This is a genomic window from Streptomyces sp. NPDC048825 (assembly GCF_043198355.1).
Classification (GTDB): Bacteria; Actinomycetota; Actinomycetes; order Streptomycetales; family Streptomycetaceae; genus Streptomyces; species Streptomyces xiangluensis.
In genome coordinates this window covers 87,082-106,917 of sequence record NZ_JBICUR010000021.1, presented here as the reverse complement: position 1 = coordinate 106,917, position 19,836 = coordinate 87,082, and the positions used below count along the sequence as shown (strand labels likewise).

The following is a 19,836-nucleotide window of genomic DNA, read 5'->3' as shown; positions in this document are numbered from 1 at the left end:
ATGAGGGATCAAGAACCGGCTCCCGCCCGCGAAGGCCGACGGATCAGCACCAAGGAGACCGCCGAGCTGCTCGGCGTGAAGCCCGAGACGGTGTACGCGTATGTGAGTCGCGGTCAGCTCAGCAGCCGCCGTGAACCGGGCAGCCGGGGCAGCACCTTCGACGCCAAGGAGGTGGAGGCGCTCGCGCGACGCAACAGGCGGGAGGCGAGCGGGAGTTCACCGAGTGCGGGCGGGCTCTCCGTACGCACCCGCATCACTCTCATCGAGAAGGACCGCTACTACTTCCGTGGCGTCGAAGCGACCGAACTGGCCACGCGCCACTCCTACGAAGAGGTCGCCGAGTGGCTGTGGACGGGCGTGCTGCGCCCCGGCGTCACCTTCACCGCCCCGGAGGCATCCGTCGCAGTCGCCCGCCAGGCCGTCGACGCGCTGCCCGAGCACGCCGATCCCACCGACCGGCTCCGCGTCGCGGCCATCGCCGCGGCGACCGCGGACCCGCTGCGCTTCGACCTCTCCGAGGAGGCAGTGCTCGGCACCGCGCGCAGCCTCATCCCCACGCTCGTCGCCGCACTGCCGCCCCTGCGGCGCGACCATCGGGACCGGGGTCCGCTGGCCCACCGCCTGTGGGGGCGACTCAGCGGCCGAAAGGCCGATGACGCCTCACTGCACGCCCTGGACACGGCACTCGCCCTTCTCCTGGACCACGACCTGGCCGCCTCCACCCTCGCGGTCCGTGTCGCCGCATCGGCCCGCGCGCACGCGTACGCCGCCGTGTCCGCGGGCCTCGGCGCCCTGGAAGGCCCGCTGCACGGAGCGGCGAGCGGATTCGCGCACCGGCTGATCCTCGACGTACTGGACCGGGGCACCGCGGCCCCCGTGGTCGCGGACGAACTGCGCGCCGGGCGCCGCATCCCGGGGCTCGGCCACTCTCTCTACCCGGGCGAGGACCCACGCGCGCGTGCACTGTTCGCCCTCCTCAAGGACGTCCCCGGGGCCGGGCCCCCGCTGGCCGCAGCCCAGGACATCGTCGCCACCACCGCCCGCCACGCCCCCCTGCACGCCACTGCCGACCTGGCCCTCGCCGTCCTCACAGTGGCGTCCGGCATGCATGCGTCCGCGGGCGAGACGATCTTCGCCGTGGCTCGCACGGCCGGCTGGATCGCCCACGTCCTGGAGGAGTACGAGGAGACCCCGATGCGCATGCGCCTGAGCGGACACTACGTAGGCCCACAGCCACCTCAGCCGCTCCAGGATCTGTGACCCCGCAAGCCCCGAATGCCACTCCAGTTAACTCAGGTTAGGCTTACCTCCGTGAGTACCTGCACGAAGGTCTCCCGGGCCCTGGACGAGCCCCTTGCGGGGACCGCCGCCCCCGCGAGGACGTGGCTGCTGCTGGAACAGCCCGGCCCCTGGGGTGCCAAAGCGCTGACCTCGAGCCATCTGGATCCGGACCTCGGCCGCACTCTGGAGAAGGCCACGGAGGGCACAGGCGTACGCATCGCACTGATCCGCCGCCCTGGGCGGCACGCCGACTGCCACACGGTTGCCGAGCGCCAGGTGTACGCGGCCCACACCGCTCCTGGAAACGTATGGCTGCGCAGCGCCACAACGTCAGACCCCGAACAGCTGCTCAAACTTGACTTCGCCGCCCTGGGCGGAGGCGCATCCGGCACCTTCGACATGGTCCTCGACGGCCGCCCCCACACCGGCGACCCCCTCGCCCTCGTCTGCACCAACGGCAAGCGCGACCGCTGCTGCGCCCTCCTCGGCCGCCCCCTCGCTGCCGAACTCGCCGCCTCCGGAGTGGACGGCGCGTGGGAAGTCACCCACCTGGGAGGCCACCGCTTCTCACCCACGTTGCTCGTGCTGCCATTCGGCTACGCGTACGGGCGCGCGGAGGCCCCTGCCGTGAAGGAGATACTCCAGGGCGTACGGGAAGGGCGTGTGGTCACCGAAGGGTGCCGCGGGAGCTCCGCCTGGGAGCGCCCCGGCCAGGCGGCCGAGCTCGCGGTACGCACGGCGACCGGCGAGGAGGCCGCGGACACGCTCAGCGTCGTCCGCACGGATGGCACGGCGCCGCGCTGGGATGTGACCGTCGCCCACACCGACGGCCGCATCTGGCGCGTCACCGTCGCCCAGGGCGCCTCGCTGCCGCCCCGCCAGGAAAGCTGCGGCTCTGCCCTCGGCTCCCCGGCCCGGATGGACGTACTCGCGGTGCGCGAACTGGCCCGTCCAGCTGCGGCAAGTCTCGCAGCCCGCTGATCACGGCTCACTCCAGAGATCCACGCCACACCCCTACGGCTCGACGCGCCCACCCCCGTACGGTCATAGGCATGAGTCCCACTCCCCCTGCCCGTCGGCTCCGCCTCGGCATGCCGAAACGGATGTTTTCGCAGGTGCTGCTGATGCAGGTGGCGATCGCTGCCGGAGTCGCCGTGCTCGCGACCGGCCTGTTCCTCGCTCCGCTCAGCGACCAGCTGGACGACCAGGCGATGCGCCGCGCCCTCGCGATCGCGCAGACCACGGCCGCGCAGCAGCAGCTCGCCGAGGAGCTGACATCGACGCGGCCCACGGCCGACGGGCCCGTACAGCTCGAGGCGGAGCGGATCCGGAAGGCCAGCGGGGCCGAGTACGTCGTGGTGATGAACACGGACGGCGTGCGCTGGTCGCACACCGACCCCGAACGGATCGGCAGCGTCGTCTCGACCGACCCCGGGCAGGCCCTGGCCGGCCACGAGGTCATGGAAATCGACAGCGGGACGCTGGGCCGCTCGGCGCGCGGCAAGGTGCCGTTGCGCGACGCCGAGGGCGACATCGTGGGAGCGGTGTCCGTCGGCATCGAGTACGACAGCGTGCGCGCCCGGCTCCTCAACGCGATCCCGGGCCTCTTCGCGTACGCAGGCGGGGCAATGGCCGTCGGCGCCCTTGCCGCGTATCTGATCTCCAGGCGAGTCCAGCGGCAGACCCGCGACCTGGCCTTCTCGGACATCGCCGCGCTCCTCGCGGAACGCGAGGCGATGCTGCACGGCATCAGGGAGGGCGTCGTCGCCCTGGACCGCGGCGGCAGGATCCGGCTGCTCAACGACGAGGCACAGCGCCTGCTGGGCATCGGCGACGAGGTGGTCGGGCAGCCGCTCGACGAGGCCCTCGGTGAGGGACGTACGACCGATGTACTGGCCGGACGTTTCACCGGCACCGATCTGCTCACCGTCCGCGGTCAGCGCGTCCTGGTCGCCAACCGGATGCCCACCGACGACGGCGGCGCCGTCGCCACACTGCGCGACCGCACCGAACTGGAGCAGCTCGGGCGCGAACTCGACTCCACCCGCGGCCTGATCGACGCCCTGCGCGCCCAGGACCACGAGCACGCCAACCGCATGCACACGCTCCTCGGCCTGCTGGAGTTGGAGATGTACGAGGACGCCGTGGAGTTCGTCGGAGAGGTGGTCGGCGACCACAGGGCCACCGCGGAACAGGTCACGGAGAAGATCCACGACCCGCTGCTCGCCGCCCTGTTGGTCGGCAAGGCCACTGTCGCGGCGGAGCGTGGCGTGGCGCTGTGGATCTCGGACAGAACGCTGTTTCCCGACGAGCTGATCGATCCGCGGGGACTGGTCACGATCGTGGGCAACCTGGTCGACAACGCGCTCGACGCCGTCGCCGGCAAGCAGCACGCGCGCGTGGAGGTCGAATTGCGCGCGGAAGGGCGTACGGCGGTACTCAGGGTGCGGGACACCGGGCCCGGAGTCCCTGCCGAACAGCGCGAGTTGATCTTCACCGACGGATGGTCCACCAAGAAGCCTCCGGCTCACGGTAAGCGAGGGATCGGCCTCTCCTTGGTGCGGCGGCTCGCCGAGCGGCAGGGCGGCAGCGCTCAGGTCGCGGAGGCGGACGGCGGGGGCGCGGAGTTCACCATCGTGCTGCCGGAGACGCTGGCGGAGCCGGGACTCGCCCCGGAGCCCGGACGGGCCGGCGTCAGGTACGAGGCGCGGGAAGCCGCCGTGGCCGCCACCACGACCACCAACGAGGAGTCGCGATGATCGAGGTGCTGGTCGTGGACGACGACACCCGGGTCGCCCGGGTCAACGCCGCCTACGTGGAGAAGGTCGCGGGCTTTCATGTCGCGGGCGAGGCGCACTCCGCGGCCGAGGCATTGCGGCAGGTGGAGGCGCTGCCGCAGCTGGATCTGGTGCTCCTCGACCACTATCTGCCCGATGAGACGGGCCTCGCGGTCGTTCAGGAGATGCGGCGGCGCGGCCACCAGACAGACGTGATCATGGTGACCGCGGCCCGTGACGTCTCCACGGTCCAGGCCGCGATGCGGCACGGCGCCCTCCAGTACTTGGTCAAGCCGTTCGCCTTCGCCGGACTGCGCGCCAAGCTGGAGGCGTACGCGGCGCTGCGCCGGACCCTCGACGGCGGAGGCGAGGCCGAACAGGCCGAGGTCGACCGGATCTTCGGCGCTCTCTCCGCAGGTTCGGAGCCGAATCTGCCCAAGGGGCACTCCCCCACCACCGCGCAGGCCGTACGCCAGGCGCTGCTGAGCGCCGAAGGCCCCCTGTCGGCCCAGGAGGTCGCGGACCGGACGGGACTCAGCCGGCAGACCGCCCAGCGCTATCTGAAGCTCCTGGAGCGCACCGGGAGGGCGACGCTGAGCCTCAGGTACGGCGACGCGGGCCGCCCGGAGCACCGTTACGTCTGGGCGACCCGCGCCTGAGGGCACGGTCGAAGTACGGGAATCGCAACCGCGCCCACCTCTGCACGGCTGTCAGGGGAGGCCAGCCGTGCGAGGAAACTCAGCCCGCGGCCTGCTTCTTCGCCAACTGTGGGTCTGCGCACCCGCCTTGCGACCGTAGAGGTGCCGTGTGCAAGAGCAGCAGTCTTGTGAGCGCAAGGCCTTCTTCTGCTTGCAAAAGCGTGTTGTGCTCGTTTTGCTCGCGCTACAACACTGGAGCCGGAGCACGGGCTCGATGCACGCCCGGGCTCGGGAAGAGAGGCCCGATGATTGACGTCCTGGTCGTGGACGACGACTTCCGTGTCGCCGAGATCAACGCCCAGTACGTGGGCAAAGTGCCCGGCTTCCGGGTCACAGCCCGCGCCCACACCGCGGCTCAGGCCCTGGCCACCGTGGCCCGCGAACCCGTCGACCTGGTGCTGCTCGACCACTACCTGCCCGACCGGACGGGTCTCGAACTCGTCCAGCGGATGCGGGAACTCGGCCACGACTGCGACGTCATCATGATCACGGCGGCCGGCGATGTGGAGACCGTGCGGGCCGCGATGCGCCTCGGCGCCCTGCACTATCTGGTCAAGCCGTTCACCTTCGCCGCGCTGCGCACCCGCCTCGATTCGTACGCCGCCCTGCACCGCACCGTCGAGCGCGTGGAGGGCCAGGGCGTGTCGGGCCAGGAGCAGGTCGACCGGATCTTCGGCGCGCTGCGCACGACGCCCACGGCCTCCTCGCCAGGCCCGCCCAGCGGACACTCGGAACCCACCACGGACCTGATCTGCAAAGTCCTGCACGAGGCCGACCATCCGCTGTCGGCCCACGAGGTCGCCGCCCAGACCGGGCTCAGCCGCTCCACCGCCCAGCGCTATCTCCGCCACCTGGAACAGGCCGGACGACTGCGGCTCACCCTCAAGTACGGAGACACGGGACGCCCCGAGCACCGCTACGCGTGGGTGGCACCCTGAGGCACTTCGTCCTGCGCCCCGTAAGGGGGCGCGGGGAACTGCGCGACCAGCCCACACCGGCCCGCAGGTTCATCATCGTGCTTCCAGCGGAGCGCCTAGGCGTCGATGCGCGAACGGTCCAGGGTCGCCGCCGAGTTGGAGATGAACTCCTTGCGCGGTGCCACCTCGTTCCCCATCAGCAGGTCGAAGACCTGCTCGGAGGCCTCCAGGTCGGAGATGTTGATGCGGCGCAGGGTGCGGTGGCGGGGGTCCATCGTGGTCTCGGCCAGCTGGTCGGCGTCCATCTCACCGAGGCCCTTGTAGCGCTGGATGGAGTCCTTGTACCGGATGCCCTTGCTCTGGAACTCCAGCAGCTTGTCGCGCAGTTCGCGGTCCGAGTATGTGTAGACGTACTTGTCCTGGCCCTTCTTCGGCTGAGTCAGCTCAATGCGGTGCAGCGGCGGAACCGCGGCGAACACCCGGCCCGCCTCGACCATCGGTCGCATGTAGCGCTGGAAGAGCGTGAGCAGCAGGATGCGGATGTGCGCGCCGTCGACGTCGGCGTCGACAAGAAGGATGATCTTGCCGTAGCGGGCCGCGTCGATGTCGAAGGTCCGGCCGGACCCGGCTCCTATGACCTGGATGATCGCGCCGCACTCGGCGTTCTTGAGCATGTCCGAGATGGACGCCTTCTGGACGTTGAGGATCTTGCCGCGGATCGGCAGCAGCGCCTGGAACTCGGAGTTCCGCGCGAGCTTCGCGGTGCCGAGCGCGGAGTCTCCCTCGACGATGAACAGCTCGCTGCGCTCCACGTCATCACTACGGCAGTCGGCGAGCTTGGCGGGCAGCGAGGAGGACTCCAGGGCGGTCTTCCTGCGCTGGGCGTCCTTGTGCTGGCGGGCCGCGATGCGCGTACGGGCGGCGGCGACGGCCTTCTCCAGGACGACGCGGGCCTGGGCGGCGGCGTCACGCTTCGTGGAGGTCAGGAATGCCTTGAGCTCCTGGGAGACGACGTTCGTCACGATGCGACGGGCCGCCGAGGTGCCGAGCACCTCCTTGGTCTGGCCCTCGAACTGCGGTTCGGCGAGGCGCACCGTCACCACCGCGGTGAGGCCCTCCAGGGCGTCGTCCTTGACGATGTCGTCCTCGGCGACGCGCAGCATCTTCTTCGTGCGCAGCACTTCGTTGACCGTCTTGGTGATGGCCTGCTCGAAGCCCGCGACATGGGTGCCGCCCTTGGGAGTGGCGATGATGTTGACGAACGACTTGAGCGTCGTGTCGTAACCGGTGCCCCAGCGCAGCGCGACGTCGACACCGAGCTCACGGGTGACCTCGGTGGGCGTCATCTGGCCGTGGTCGTCCAGAACCGGGACCGTCTCCTTGAAGCTGCCCTGGCCGGAGAAGCGGAGGACGTCACAGACGGGCTTGTCGCTCGCCAGGTACTCGCAGAACTCGCTGATGCCTCCGTCGAAACGGAAGGATTCCTCGCCCTTGCTGCCGCCCTCGCCGAGTCCGTACTCGTCGCGGACCACGATGGTCAGTCCGGGCACCAGGAATGCGGTCTGGCGGGCGCGCTGGTGCAGCGTGTCCAGGGAGAGTTTGGCGTCCTTGAGGAAGATCTGGCGGTCGGCCCAGTAGCGCACGCGTGTGCCGGTGCGGGTTTTGGGGATCCTCTTGAGCTTGCGCAGACCGGCCGAGGCGTCGAAGGCCGCGTCCGGTCCGGCCCCCTTGAAGGCACCGGGCGTACCGCGCCGGAAGCTGACGGAGTGCGTGTGTCCTCCGCGGTCCACCTCGACGTCCAGGCGGGCCGACAGCGCGTTCACCACGGAGGCACCCACGCCGTGCAGGCCGCCGGAAGCCGCGTACGAGCCGCCGCCGAACTTGCCGCCTGCGTGCAGCTTGGTCATCACGACCTCGACACCGGAGAGACCGGTCTTGGGCTCCACGTCGACGGGGATGCCGCGGCCGTTGTCCCGCACCTCCACCGATGCGTCGTCGTGCAGGATCACGTCGATGTGGTCGCAGTACCCGCCCAGGGCCTCGTCCACGGAGTTGTCGATGATCTCCCAGAGGCAGTGGAGCAGACCGCGGCTGTCGGTCGATCCGATGTACATGCCCGGGCGCTTCCGCACGGCCTCGAGCCCCTCGAGGACGAGCAGGTGCCGCGCGGTGTAGTTGGAACCGTCCCGGTCTGCTCCGGTCAGCAGCGCTGTGGACGGCACGGACGTCTCGGCGGTCACGCGGTTCGCTCCTCGCTGAATTTCAAGTGGGGCCCTTTAGGGTAAGGACCGGCTTCGGTCGCCGGTCCGAGGGTACAGAGGCCTGGTAGAGCCCTTGTAACGCCACCCTCGTCTGCGACTCAGGGTAGTCCAGCGTCGCATGCCTGTTCGATCCCTCGATTGAGTGAAGTACATATCACGTTCCCTTCCAGGCATGAACCATTTAGGCTCCGGGCACGTCCTCATGAACAACCGGCAACCCAGCCGGGAGGACTTGACCCTGACAGACAGCGCGAACCCGTAAAGATACAAAGACACGCAATACGGCTCATTCGCCGCCAACCGGCAGCAGACAGCCGACTCGGATCGAGATTTTTCCGAGGCAGAGTCCCGAGCGGGAACGTTTTGGGCCTGGTTGGATGTTGACCCTGGTACGACAGCTCGTCGAGCTAGAGAAGAGGCGACGTGACTACTGTTCTGACCCCCGCGAGCCCACTGACGGCCGCTGACCGCTGCGACCGTTGCGGCGCCCAGGCATATCTGCGCGTCGTCCTCCTCAGCGGTGGTGAACTGCTCTTTTGCGCCCACCACGGACGCAAGTTCGAGCCGGAACTCAAGAAGATCGCCGCTGAGATACAGGACGAGACGGAGCGGCTGACGGCCGCCCCGGCAAGCGCCAACGAAGAAGAGCGCTGACACTTCGCATCCACGACGAGCCAGCACGGCACAGGCCGGTGACCGGGCGGCTGTCCCTGGCAGCAGGGGCAGCCGCCCGTCGTCATGCCTGGTGGGCCGCACAACCCAGCGGGCCACCATGCCTGTGTACATCCCAGCAGGCGACAACGCCTGTACGCCCCAGCCGGCGACCATGCCTGTACGTTCCTGCCATCGGCTGGTGACTGGCACGTACTCCTCAGTGGCCCGCGCCCGGCGCCCTGACGACGCCTGAGACCCGCGTATAGACGCCTGGGCTCCCAGCCCGTCCGCAGCCGCTCCCCCACGACACAAGGCCGATCAGCCGCCCCTGGGCGACCAGTGGGCCCCCACTGTCCCCCTGACAGGCGTCCCGGCCACCGCCCAGCTCCCCGGCGCACAGCATGGAGTCGGCCAGGTACTTCCCCTCCGCACTGCCCGGATACGCCTCCTCGCAGATGGCGTCGGACAGCACCCGCACCCGGGTGGCCCGCAGCGCGTGAGCGAAGTCACCCCCGCCCGTCGTATCGCCCCAGCCGTAGACCACAGCGTCCGTACCGGGCCGGTAGGCCGCGTCACCGGAGCCCGCCATGCGAATCACCGACCTCGCGGGCAGCGGCTCGGTGAGAGTGAGCACAGCGACGTCACCGGCGTTCGTATAGCTGTCGTACGCCGGGCTGACCCTGACCGCGCGTACCGGGATCTCCCTGCCCTCGCCCCCCAGCAGGTCCGCGCGCCCGGCGATCACCTTCAGATCGCGGACCTGCCCCAACGGTGCGCCCAGCGCCGCCTCGCCCAGACAGTGGGCCGCGGTCAGCACGGTCGACCGGCCGATCACCGCACCCCCGCAGAACTGCCCGGCCCGCGTACCCCCGAAGCGGTCACGACTCGCCAGTGCCACCACCCAGGGGCTCTCGGAGATCTCGACGGGATAGCCGCCGATGACGACGCTGTCGGCCGCCGCGGGGGCGGGCGATGCCAGCGGTATCACGGCCGCTACAGCCGCGAGAGCCAGCGGTCGTACAAAGGGCCGACGCATACGCGCTCCTCACTCAGAGGTGGTCATGAGAAACCCAGAGTGATTCACGAGGCGGTGGCGCGCACTCCACACACGCCGAGGGCCCGGCTCCCTGTACGGGGACCGGGCCCAGTGACGTACGGCCGGGATCTAGTCGAGGTAGTCGCGCAGGACCTGCGAGCGCGACGGGTGACGCAGCTTCGACATCGTCTTGGACTCGATCTGGCGGATGCGCTCACGCGTGACGCCGTACACCTTGCCGATCTCGTCGAGGGTCTTCGGCTGACCGTCGGTGAGACCGAAGCGCATGGACACGACACCCGCCTCGCGCTCGGACAGGGTGTCGAGGACGGAGTGCAGCTGCTCCTGGAGGAGCGTGAAGCTGACCGCGTCGGCCGGGACGACGGCCTCGGAGTCCTCGATGAGGTCGCCGAACTCGCTGTCGCCGTCCTCACCCAGGGGGGTGTGGAGGGAGATCGGCTCGCGGCCGTACTTCTGGACCTCGATGACCTTCTCCGGGGTCATGTCGAGCTCCTTGGCCAGCTCCTCCGGGGTGGGCTCGCGGCCCAGGTCCTGGAGCATCTGACGCTGCACACGCGCGAGCTTGTTGATGACCTCGACCATGTGCACCGGGATACGGATGGTGCGGGCCTGGTCGGCCATCGCGCGGGTGATCGCCTGACGGATCCACCAAGTGGCATACGTCGAGAACTTGTAGCCCTTGGTGTAGTCGAACTTCTCCACCGCGCGGATCAGACCGAGGTTGCCCTCCTGGATGAGGTCCAGGAAGAGCATGCCGCGGCCGGTGTAGCGCTTGGCCAGGGAGACCACCAGACGGAGGTTGGCCTCCAGGAGGTGATTCTTGGCGCGGCGGCCGTCCTCGGCGATGATCTCCAGCTCGCGCTTGAGCTTGGGAGCGAGCTTGTCGGCGTTGGCCAGCTTGTCCTCGGCGAACAGACCGGCCTCGATGCGCTTGGCGAGTTCGACCTCCTGCTCGGCGTTGAGGAGCGGGACCTTGCCGATCTGCTTGAGGTAGTCCTTGACCGGGTCGGCCGTGGCACCGGCCGCGGCGACCTGCTGCGCGGGCGCGTCGTCCTCGTCCTCGTCCGAGAGGACGAAGCCCTGGGCGCCGTCCTCGGCGGGTTCTTCGGCACCGGCCTTGCCGGTACCCGGGGTCTCCTCGACCGCCTCTTCGTCGATCGCCTCGACGTCATCCTTCTTGGCGGCGGTCTTCTTGGCCGGCGCCTTCTTGGCAACGGCTTTCTTGGCGACGGCCTTCTTGGCGGTCGCCTTCTTGGCAGCGGCCTTCTTGGCGGGAGCGTCCTCGGCGGGAGCTTCGACGGCAGGCATCGCCGGAGCGGCGGTGGCGGTGGCCTGCTCGGCCGTCGCCGTCTTCGCCGCGACGGTCTTGGTGGCGGTGCGCTTGGCCGGACTCTTCGCTGCGACGCTCTTCCGGGTGCGCTTGGGCTCCGCGGCACTGACCATCAGCGTCACACCCTCTTCCTCGAGGATCTGGTTGAGGCTGCGCAGTACGTTCTTCCACTGAGTGGCCGGAATCTGGTCAGCTTCGAAGGCCCGACGCACGTCATCGCCGGCGATCTGCCCCTCAGCCTTTCCCCGCTCAATGAGCGCCATGACAGAGACGGACTCGGCGATCTCCGGCGGGAGCGTACGGGATGTGCTGGCCGACACGAACAACCTCTCGGAACGTTGGAAAACGGCTTCCGGCCCCGTCCAGTGTGGACCGGAGCCGACGACCGTCGACTGGGGGATGAGCCAACGGCGCGGGCGGGGGCCGCCAAGATACACAGCGCCATGAACGGCGTCCGTATTCCCTCGTCGGCTGTCACCTCTTAGGTCATCGCGCTGTTCCGAGGAGTGTTACGCCCAATCTGCGTGGCCCGAGTCACACCCCGTAAGCGTCCAAATGCGGCCAGATACGGTCAAAGATGGTCAACCTGTGGGCGCAAGGCTTCCTCACACCGCCGGACTCTGCCGGAGCCCAGAGGGGATCCGGCAGAGTCCGGCGGCGGATCGTTCGCCGACCGCGCGATGCCGCGCGAGGGGACATGTCCCCGACTGCGTCTCGGTGCGCGGTCAGTGCTCGCGCGGGGCGGGCACCACGCGCTCCACCTCGGGGTGGACGGTGAGTAGTTGACGCATGGCGGCCTCGGCGGCCGCTCCATCACCGGCGGACAGGGCGTCGACGATCCGGGCGTGGTGGGCAAGCGAGATCTCGTTCGGCCGGTCGCAGCCGGCGATCGGGCCGCCGGAAACCTGGAGGGCGGCCGACACGATCCCGGAGAGGTGCTCCAGCATGCGGTTGCCCGCGACCTGGATGAGGAGCGAGTGGAACTCCGCATCGGCGCGCGAGAAGGTGAGCGCGTCGCCCTGCGCCATGGAGTGCCCCATGATCTCGACCATGTCGGCGAGCCGCTGCTGCACCTCCTCGCGTCCGTGTCCGGCGGCGAGGCGGGCGGCCAGCGGCTCGATCGTCCAGCGCAGCTCGCTCAGCTCACGCCGCTGGTCGTCGCGCTGCGGACCGTAGGCCCGCCACTCGATGATGTCCGGGTCGAGGAGGTTCCAGTCGCTCACGGGCCGTACCCGTGTGCCGACATTGGGGCGGGCACTGACGAGGCCCTTGGCCTCGAGGACGCGGAGTGATTCACGGACGACGGTGCGGGAGACCTCGAACCGCTGGCCGATCTCCTCGGGGACGAGCGGGCGGTCCGCTCCGAGGTCTCCGGAGACGATCATCTGGCCGAGCTGTTGGACGAGTTGGCCGTGCAGGCCGCGGCCGCGGGAGCCCCCGGCCCGCCTGCCCACACGGCCCAGCTCCGGGTCCGTGCCCTCCCACGCGGGGACGCCGACGCGATCGACGCCGGGGGCCTCCGCGTAGGGATAGCGGTCGAGTTCGCCCGGGCCGACGAGGCCGGAGTCTGCGGAGCGGGCGGCGGTCATCATGGTGTGCGCAAGGGTAGTCACGCATCCTTTGTCGGCGTCGTCCCCAACTGCCTTGAGGGCTTTGGTGAAAAGCACACGAAAGGGTGATCGCTCACCCCGTCGCAATTGACGCCTTATCGGAAAGAAATGGGCGTTCCCCGATGAGTTGTGCGCGTCGGGGAACGCGTGTGCCGCTCACAGCGGCCATCGGACCCTGCTTCGCAGGGTCGTGAGCAGGTACGTGCAGATGAGGACGGTGAGCGACAACACCAGTGCACCGCCCACGGGTTGAGTGATCGCCTGTGCTCCAGCGGCCAGATATCTCTCGCCGCCGAAGGGCCACTGCGCCAGCACGAACTCACGTAGTCGCATCGAAAGCCCGGTCGCGGTCCGCACGGACGGCCCCTCCAAGACCTTGTGCACGAGGGGTACGACGACGATCGGCACGGCGAGAACGGCCGCGAGTCCGGCGGTCGTCGACCGGAAGACGCCCGCGGCCAGCACGCCGGCCCAGGCGCAGCCCACCACGAGGCCGATCCAACTGGCGCCCAGTGAAGGCCAGTCGGCGGGAACTCCGGCGACCTCCCGTCCGTAGACGATGTAGAGCAGTTCGGCGTCCACGCCCACCGTGAGGATGGCCAGGATCAGCGCGGTGGCGGCGGCGACGAGGAGTTTGGCGGCGAGCAGTCCCAGGCGGCGGGGGACGGTGCCGCGGTCCGCGGCCAGGGCGGGGTGGCGGAACTCGTCGCCGAAGGCGACGGCGCCGAGCAGTCCCGCGCCGAGCGCCGCGGGCGGCAGCGGGAATTGCTGCGGCCACGCGGCGAGCAGCCGCGGCTGTGGCGTGTGTCCCACCCGTGCCAGGAGTACGGAAGTGACGGCGGAGGTGGCGAGCACGGCTGCCGCGGTGAGGTAACCGGTGCCGACTCCTGCCGCGCGGCGCAGTTCGTAGCGCAGGGGGCGCAGCGGATTGCGGCTTTGGCGGACGGTGATGGGAGGTGGGAGGGGGGACAGGACATCCGCGTCCTCCGGCTCGGCGGGCCTCGGGGACGCCTCGGCCTCCTGAGAGTCATCCGCGGGCGGCTGGCCTGCCGTTGGCCCCATGTCGCCGATTTCGTCGGCCAGTTGATGTACGAGGATGCCGTGGCGGTACGCGGTTTCACCGACGTCGGCACACGTGCTTCCGTACACCGAGAGGCGGCTGCCGTCCTCTCGCACGACTTCGACGGAACGCCGTGTGGTGCGAGCCTCCTTGGTGAGGAGGGCGGCGAGCCGGGCGGCGTGAGGGCTGCGGACGGCGACGCGAGGCCGGAGCCGAGTGCGGGCGAAGTCCGCGACCTCCTGGTCGGCTACGAGCTTGCCCTCTTCGATCGTGACGACCCGGTCGGCGGTCCGCGCGGCCTCCTTCGGGTCGGCCGTGGTGAACAGCACGGTGCCGCCCCCGGCGGCGTACGCGCGCAGAACTCCGTGCAGCCAGCGGCTTTCACGGACCGAGAGCCCGTCGGCAGGGTCATCGAGAACGAGCGTGTGCGGGTCGGCCAACAGCGCGCAAGCAAGGCCCAGCCGACGGTCCATACCCCGCGAGAGCGTGCCGAGGCGTTCGTCGCGGAGGCTGACGAGACCCACCGCTTCGAGGACTTCGTCGGCGCGACGGACAGGCACGCCCACGGCGGCGCACAGCATGCGAAGTTGACCGCGGACCGTGCGCGCCGGATGCCCCGGCACCTCTCCGAGGAGCACACCCACTTCGTGTGCGGGATGGGGGATGCGGTGCAGCGGACGGCCTCTGAAGTGGGTGATTCCGCGGCCCTGTTGGAGCTCGAGCATGAGCCTCAGCGCCGTCGTCTTGCCCGCGCCCGGGGCTCCGAGGAGCGCCGTGACGCGTCCCGCGTGCGCCTCGAAGGACACGTCGTCGACGGCGGGCGGAAGCTCCTTGCGAGGGTTGCTTGTCAGTCCGATGGCCTGGATCACCCAAGGCAAGATAGCGCGATATGTACGGTTTTTCGGGCACCCTGACCCCGCCCCGGAACGGCCCTCGTACCGGTCGAGCCGAGTACTGTGTCAGACCTCGGGGCGCAGCATCGGCGGATTGAGCAGTGTGGCGCCGCCCGCGCGGAAGAGCTGGGCGGGGCGGCCGCCCTGCCGGGTGGTCGTACCTCCGGTGGGCACGAGGAAGCCGGGAGTGCCGGTCACCTTGCGGTGGAAGTTGCGGGGGTCGAGTGCCACTCCCCACACCGCCTCGTACACACGACGCAGCTCCCCCACGGTGAACTCGGTCGGGCAGAAGGCAGTGGCCAGGGATGAGTACTCGATCTTGGAGCGGGCGCGCTCCACACCGTCGGCCAGGATCTGCGCGTGATCGAAGGCGAGCGGTGCCGCCTGTTCGCCGTCGCGGCCGTACCCGCCCCGCTGGAGCAGTTCCTCGACGGGGGCCCAGCGCGCGCTGTTCGCGTCGCCACCCGCCCTGGGCGCGGGCAGATCGGGGGCGAGCGCGAGATGGGCGACACTGACGACCCTCATCCTCGGGTCACGCTTGGGATCGCCGTAGGTGGCGAGCTGCTCCAGGTGCGCGCCGTTGTCCTGCGCGGGGGCATCCGGGTCGTGGGCGCACAGCCCGGTCTCCTCGACCAGTTCCCGCGCGGCGGCCTGCGCCAGGTCCTCGTCGGGCCGCACGAACCCGCCGGGCAGCGCCCACCGCCCTTGGAACGGGGGCTCGCCCCTGCGTACCGCCAACGCGCACAGGGCATCGCGGCGCACGGTCAATACGACCAGGTCAACGGTGACGGCAAAGGGCGGGAAGGCTGACGGGTCGTAGGGCATGTCGCGATCATAGTCGTCTGCCTGACGATAAGCACTCCTTTCGCCGGTCACCGGGACGGCTGATCCACTCCGCCCCGGTATGGACGTCGTGGGAGGCCGCCGACTCTTGATCCCCTCGGTCCCGGGGTGGCCATACGCGCCGATACGCGGCAGAGGAACAGAGCAGCACCCGCCCGAGCCCGGTCCACCCTGGGATCGTCACCGACACCAGCCGAACCCAACCCCACAGCAGTACGTCACCGCGGCGGCGCAAGGTCACCCCCATCCCTCCGTACCGCTCCCCACCCTCATGTGTCGCCCCGTGATTCACGACATCCGGCACCTCGCCGGGACCGAGAAGCGCTGCCCGTGCTGTCGCCGACCCGGCCGCGCTATTCCGCCGCGATGGAGCCCTCGGCGGCGGGCCGGGGGCGGCGCGTGCCTCCTCCCGGCCCGGCTGAGCGTCGGCTCGGATGGCTGCTGCCGGGGCTGCCCGTGGACCGCGTCCTGCGTCGCCGACGAGGCGTCGTCCGTGTCGACGGTTTCGTGGTGTGACCGGACGGCCCGTCGGCCCCGGCCCGCGGCGCCGAGGAAACACCCGCCTCGGACCCCGCTACCGCGCCGCCGCGATCCGCGCGTTCCTTCCGAAGGCACCGGCGGATCGACTCGGGGTCCAGACCCTCGTTGCACGCCTGATGCAGAAGGCGGGCGAAGAGATACCCGGGATCCGCGCCGAGCGCCATGGCGAGGGCTTCACGAGCCTCCAGTTCGTCGCCGGAGGACCAGGCGACCCATCCCGCGAGGGTCAGCGGCGCCGCCGCATGTTCCCCGTACGCTCCGACACAGCGGCGGGCGAGGGCGCGCCACAGGCGCAACGCCGGACCCGCCTCGTCGCCCTCCATCCACTCCGCCGCCCTGTCACGCGTCGTGCGGTCCTGGAGGCCGAGGATCAGAGTGGCGGCCTCGTCGTGGCCCAGTAGCTCGTCATCGCGGAGATCCGCCGGAAGCGTGCCGGACATGGGTGGGGCGTCGGCGAACCGGCGCATGAGCCGGTCGGCCAGTTCCAGAGTCTGGTCCGCCACGTCCGCACGGCTCTCATTCCCAGGATCCTGGGAATGAGAGCCATGCTCACGGCGTTCAGCGCGGACTCCTGCTCCAGCGCCGCCGCGCTCTCCCAGGGGCTGAGCCTTGCCCTCAAATCCCGTAGCGAACCCCGTACTTGGAGACCGGCGTAAGTCGCCGCGGCGGCCAGGACCGAGGTGCCGGGCAGGCCCATGGGTGTACCGCCGGAAGGGCAGCACTCTTCACTGGGGCAGACATACGACCACCAGCGGTTGTCCGAGATGCACAGTGCCTCGACCACGGGAACGTCGAGAGCGCCGCATGCCGTGCGCAGCAACTGCGCCAGCGGGCGCAGGCGTCCCATGACCTCCTGCCCCGACTCGCCGTCCTCGGGGTCCTGGCAGAGGAAGGCGACCATGCTCTCGACCGGTGCGCCCCTGCGTTCGCTTCCCTTGACGAGGCCCTGCGCCAACTGCTCGGCCACGGCCGGCCAGTCGTCCGCGCTGCCAGGGATGCCGAGCCGTGCTCGCCCGCCGAACCGGCCCCGCCCGTCCCGGTCGTGCAGGGCGACGAGCACGATGCTGTCTTCGGGACGGTATCCGAGCAGGTACGGCAGAGCATCGGCCAGTTCAGCGGGAGTACGGAGCGTGACCTGGTGCTCGGCGCACGGGACACCGTCCGCCCCGCGCCCCGCACCGTCGGCACCTCCACCCGCGCGATCTTCCCCATGGCCGCGGCGCTCGCTCCCTTCCCCACGCCCGTCGTGCCCGCTGATGTCACCGTTGCCGGAAGTCCCGGCCGCTTCGCTGTGATTCGTCATGTGGCGACCATCCCGCGGATCCTGTGATTCCGCTTTACCCTGTGGATAACCACGATCATGACCGCGTCAGAAGTTGTCCACAGGCTGGCGGACGCGCTCACGCGATGTCCGACCCATCGGGTTGCATGGGGCCATGACCAACGAAGACCTGCGCACTGCGGCCGATACCGCTCCCGCCGGCCTCGTCGGCGCCCGGAACGGGCGACGCCCCGGCTGCGCGAGGACCAGTGGCGAGTCATCGAAGCACTCGTCGCCGACAAACGCAGAGCCCTGGTCGTGCAGCGCACCGGCTGGGGCAAGTCCGCGGTGCACCTTGTCGCGACCGCGCTGCTGCGTGAGCAGGGCGCGGGCCCCACAGCACGCCCGTCGGCTATGGATTCCGCGGCCCGACAGCACCCGATCCCGCTGACGGTCCCTCAGGCGGATGCAACGCCGATCCAGCAGCGGTATGGGTAATTAGATATGACGACAGATGGCGGCATACCAGCCGATCCAGCACAGATGCGGCACGGGGAACGCCAACGGGTGAAGCAGTCGTACGGGAGGAGCGCCGGGCTCCGCATGGCGTACGCCGCTCGGGGTGGCGTAGCCCTTGACTTCACCCCGGTTCCCGCGCCACATTCCTGACTCTGCATCAGAAACGGGCGCCGGGGCCTTTCGTGTCCCGGGCAGCACAGCACGGCCTCCCTTTCCCTGACCAGACTGGAGAGACCTGCCATGTCCACCCACGCTGATCCCGTCAGACGTACGTCGCTCTCCGCCCCTTCGCGCCGCCGTGTGATCGGTGCCGCCGGCGCCGGCCTCGCCCTCGCCGGCGGGATGCCGTATCCCGGCGGCCCTTACGCCGACGCCGCTGACCTGCCCCTCCTCGGCACGTACGACGTCGTGGTCATCGGCTCAGGAGCCGCCGGTATGACGGCCGCGCTCACCGCCGCCAAGCAGGGCCTGACGTGCGTCGTCGTGGAGAAGGCGGCCACCTTCGGCGGCTCGGCGGCCCGTTCCGGCGCGGGCATCTGGATCCCGAACAACTCCGTCATCCTGGCCGCCGGGGTGCCCGACACCCCGGCGAAGGCCGCCACGTACCTCGCGGCCGTGGTCGGCGACGACGTCCCGGTCGACCGGCAGAAGGCCTTCCTCGACCATGGGCCCGCCATGCTCTCCTTCGTCATGGCCAACAGCCCACTGCGCTTCCGGTGGATGGAGGGCTACAGCGACTACTACCCGGAGTTGCCCGGCGGGCTGGCGCAGGGCCGTTCCATCGAGCCCGACCAACTCGACGGGAACATCCTGGGTGCGGAGCTGGCCCGCCTGAACCCGTCGTACATGACGGTCCCGGCCGGCATGGTCGTCTTCAGCGCCGACTACAAGTGGCTCGTCCTTTCCGCGGTCAGCGCGAAGGGGCTCGCCGTGGCCACCCAGTGCCTGGCCCGGGGGACGAAGGCGGCGGTGCTGGGCCAGAAGCCACTCACCATGGGGCAATCGCTGGCGGCGGGGCTGCGCGCCGGGCTGCTCAAGGCCGACGTGCCCGTGTGGCTGAACACGCCGCTGACCGATCTGCACAGGGAGAACGGCGCCATCACCGGCGCGGTCGTCACCAGGAACGGCGCACCCGGACTGCTGCGCGCCCGCCGGGGCGTCATCGTCGGCTCGGGCGGCTTCGAGCACAACGCGGCCATGCGCGAGCGGTACCAGGAGCAGCCGATCGGCACCCAGTGGACGGTCGGCGCCAAGGAGAACACCGGCGACGGTATTAGGGCCGGTGAACGGGCAGGCGCGGCACTGGAATTGATGGACGACGCGTGGTGGGGTCCGGCGATCCCGCTCCCCGACCAGCCGTACTTCTGCCTCGCCGAACGCACCCTGCCCGGCGGGCTCCTCGTCAACGCGGCCGGAGCGCGCTTCGTCAACGAGGCCGCCCCGTACAGCGATGTCGTCCACACCATGTACGACCGCGACACCCCGAACGCCCCGCACATCCCGGCCTGGCTGATCGTCGACCAGAACTACCGCAACCGCTACCTCTTCAAGGACGTAGCGCCGACCTTCGTGTTCCCCGACGCCTGGTACGAGTCGGGCGCCGTCCACAAGGCGTGGACACTGGACTCGCTGGCCGCCTCGATCGGCGTACCCGCGGCTGCTCTGCGCGCCACCGTCGACCGCTTCAACTCCCTTGCAAGGAAAGGCGAGGACAGCGACTTCGGGCGCGGCGACAGCGCGTACGACCACTACTACACGGATCCCTCCGTCCGCCCCAACTCCTCCCTGGCACCGCTGTGGTCGGCCCCCTACTACGCCTTCCGGATCGTTCCGGGCGACCTCGGCACCAAGGGCGGCCTGCTCACCGACGCCCGGGCGCGGGTGCTCAGCCAGGACGGCTCGGTGATCCCAGGGCTGTACGCGGCGGGAAACGCCAGCGCCGCCGTCATGGGCCGCAGTTACGCGGGCGCGGGCTCGACGATCGGACCCGCGATGGCGTTCGGGTACATCGCGGCACGGGACATCGCGGCGCGGAGGTGAGTCGTCAACCGCTTCAGGAACCTTCTCCAGCCTCTGATTCCGGTCTTCGGACTCCAGTGGTGTCCCTTGAGGACCGTTCTGTCCCTTGAAGCCTG

General features: G+C 69.9%; 13 protein-coding genes and 2 pseudogenes. 8 read left to right on the top strand and 7 right to left on the bottom strand.

Annotation, left to right across the window (positions count from 1 at the left end):
- From ACGFNK_RS37870 to ACGFNK_RS37850, 5 genes are all read left to right on the top strand, one after another.
- Positions 1 to 1,260: a citrate/2-methylcitrate synthase gene (locus ACGFNK_RS37870; RefSeq protein WP_393423447.1), complete on the top strand. Its 1,260-nt coding sequence runs from the start codon at positions 1 to 3 to the stop codon at positions 1,258 to 1,260.
- 51 nt (positions 1,261 to 1,311) lie between these two features.
- The gene (locus ACGFNK_RS37865; protein WP_393423445.1) at positions 1,312 to 2,262 is read left to right on the top strand and encodes a sucrase ferredoxin; all 951 of its coding nucleotides are present in this window, start codon (positions 1,312 to 1,314) and stop codon (positions 2,260 to 2,262) included.
- A gap of 71 nt (positions 2,263 to 2,333) precedes the next feature.
- Positions 2,334 to 4,040: an ATP-binding protein gene (locus tag ACGFNK_RS37860; RefSeq protein WP_393423443.1), complete on the top strand. Its 1,707-nt coding sequence runs from the start codon at positions 2,334 to 2,336 to the stop codon at positions 4,038 to 4,040.
- A complete protein-coding gene (locus ACGFNK_RS37855; protein ID WP_393423441.1) occupies positions 4,037 to 4,717 on the top strand; it encodes a response regulator in 681 nt (226 codons plus the stop codon). The genes ACGFNK_RS37860 and ACGFNK_RS37855 overlap by 4 nt, the downstream gene beginning before the upstream one ends.
- Positions 4,718 to 5,001: 284 nt before the next feature.
- Positions 5,002 to 5,694: a response regulator gene (locus tag ACGFNK_RS37850; protein ID WP_393423439.1), complete on the top strand. Its 693-nt coding sequence runs from the start codon at positions 5,002 to 5,004 to the stop codon at positions 5,692 to 5,694.
- A 95-nt stretch (positions 5,695 to 5,789) separates the two neighbouring features.
- Here the strand turns inward: ACGFNK_RS37850 and ACGFNK_RS37845 are convergent, their stop codons facing one another.
- A complete protein-coding gene (locus ACGFNK_RS37845; RefSeq protein ID WP_393423437.1) occupies positions 5,790 to 7,913 on the bottom strand; it encodes a type IIA DNA topoisomerase subunit B in 2,124 nt (707 codons plus the stop codon).
- A 444-nt stretch (positions 7,914 to 8,357) separates the two neighbouring features.
- Here ACGFNK_RS37845 and ACGFNK_RS37840 point away from each other — a divergent pair, with 444 nt between their 5' ends.
- Positions 8,358 to 8,588 carry a hypothetical protein gene (locus tag ACGFNK_RS37840; protein WP_165255467.1) on the top strand — a complete coding sequence of 77 codons (231 nt, stop codon included), beginning with the start codon at positions 8,358 to 8,360 and terminating at the stop codon, positions 8,586 to 8,588.
- Between the two features lie 217 nt (positions 8,589 to 8,805).
- Here the strand turns inward: ACGFNK_RS37840 and ACGFNK_RS37835 are convergent, their stop codons facing one another.
- From ACGFNK_RS37835 to ACGFNK_RS37810, 6 genes and pseudogenes are all read right to left on the bottom strand, one after another.
- Positions 8,806 to 9,624 (bottom strand): S1 family serine peptidase, encoded by an 819-nt coding sequence (locus tag ACGFNK_RS37835; RefSeq protein WP_393423435.1) that lies wholly within the window; start codon positions 9,622 to 9,624, stop codon positions 8,806 to 8,808.
- 129 nt (positions 9,625 to 9,753) lie between these two features.
- A complete protein-coding gene (locus ACGFNK_RS37830) occupies positions 9,754 to 11,295 on the bottom strand; it encodes an RNA polymerase sigma factor (RefSeq protein ID WP_393423433.1) in 1,542 nt (513 codons plus the stop codon).
- Positions 11,296 to 11,700: 405 nt separating this feature from the next.
- Positions 11,701 to 12,588 carry a FadR/GntR family transcriptional regulator gene (locus ACGFNK_RS37825; RefSeq protein ID WP_393423431.1) on the bottom strand — a complete coding sequence of 296 codons (888 nt, stop codon included), beginning with the start codon at positions 12,586 to 12,588 and terminating at the stop codon, positions 11,701 to 11,703.
- 153 nt (positions 12,589 to 12,741) lie between these two features.
- Complete coding sequence (locus tag ACGFNK_RS37820) at positions 12,742 to 14,514, bottom strand: ATP-binding cassette domain-containing protein (RefSeq protein WP_393423429.1); 1,773 nt, start codon at positions 14,512 to 14,514, stop codon at positions 12,742 to 12,744.
- Between the two features lie 90 nt (positions 14,515 to 14,604).
- Positions 14,605 to 15,363 (bottom strand): NUDIX domain-containing protein, encoded by a 759-nt coding sequence (locus tag ACGFNK_RS37815; protein ID WP_165339202.1) that lies wholly within the window; start codon positions 15,361 to 15,363, stop codon positions 14,605 to 14,607.
- A 371-nt stretch (positions 15,364 to 15,734) separates the two neighbouring features.
- Positions 15,735 to 17,224: pseudogene (locus ACGFNK_RS37810) on the bottom strand (DUF4192 domain-containing protein).
- Positions 17,225 to 17,357: 133 nt separating this feature from the next.
- On the opposite strand from ACGFNK_RS37810, the pseudogene ACGFNK_RS37805 reads away from it, so the two are divergent.
- Positions 17,358 to 17,581: pseudogene (locus tag ACGFNK_RS37805) on the top strand (recombinase RecQ); the annotation flags it as partial.
- A 360-nt stretch (positions 17,582 to 17,941) separates the two neighbouring features.
- Positions 17,942 to 19,741 (top strand): 3-oxosteroid 1-dehydrogenase, encoded by a 1,800-nt coding sequence (gene kstD / locus ACGFNK_RS37800; protein ID WP_393423426.1) that lies wholly within the window; start codon positions 17,942 to 17,944, stop codon positions 19,739 to 19,741.
- The last annotated feature ends 95 nt before the right edge of the window (positions 19,742 to 19,836 follow it).

Excerpts from the sequence above, each read along its gene's own strand:
- ACGFNK_RS37870 (WP_393423447.1), top strand. The coding sequence starts at position 1 with ATGAGGGATCAAGAACCGGCTCCCGCCCGCGAAGGCCGACGGATCAGC.
- ACGFNK_RS37860 (WP_393423443.1), top strand. The coding sequence starts at position 2,334 with ATGAGTCCCACTCCCCCTGCCCGTCGGCTCCGCCTCGGCATGCCGAAA.
- ACGFNK_RS37855 (WP_393423441.1), top strand. The coding sequence starts at position 4,037 with ATGATCGAGGTGCTGGTCGTGGACGACGACACCCGGGTCGCCCGGGTC.
- ACGFNK_RS37850 (WP_393423439.1), top strand. The coding sequence starts at position 5,002 with ATGATTGACGTCCTGGTCGTGGACGACGACTTCCGTGTCGCCGAGATC.
- ACGFNK_RS37835 (WP_393423435.1), bottom strand. The coding sequence starts at position 9,624 with ATGCGTCGGCCCTTTGTACGACCGCTGGCTCTCGCGGCTGTAGCGGCC.
- ACGFNK_RS37815 (WP_165339202.1), bottom strand. The coding sequence starts at position 15,363 with ATGCCCTACGACCCGTCAGCCTTCCCGCCCTTTGCCGTCACCGTTGAC.
- kstD (WP_393423426.1), top strand. The coding sequence starts at position 17,942 with ATGTCCACCCACGCTGATCCCGTCAGACGTACGTCGCTCTCCGCCCCT.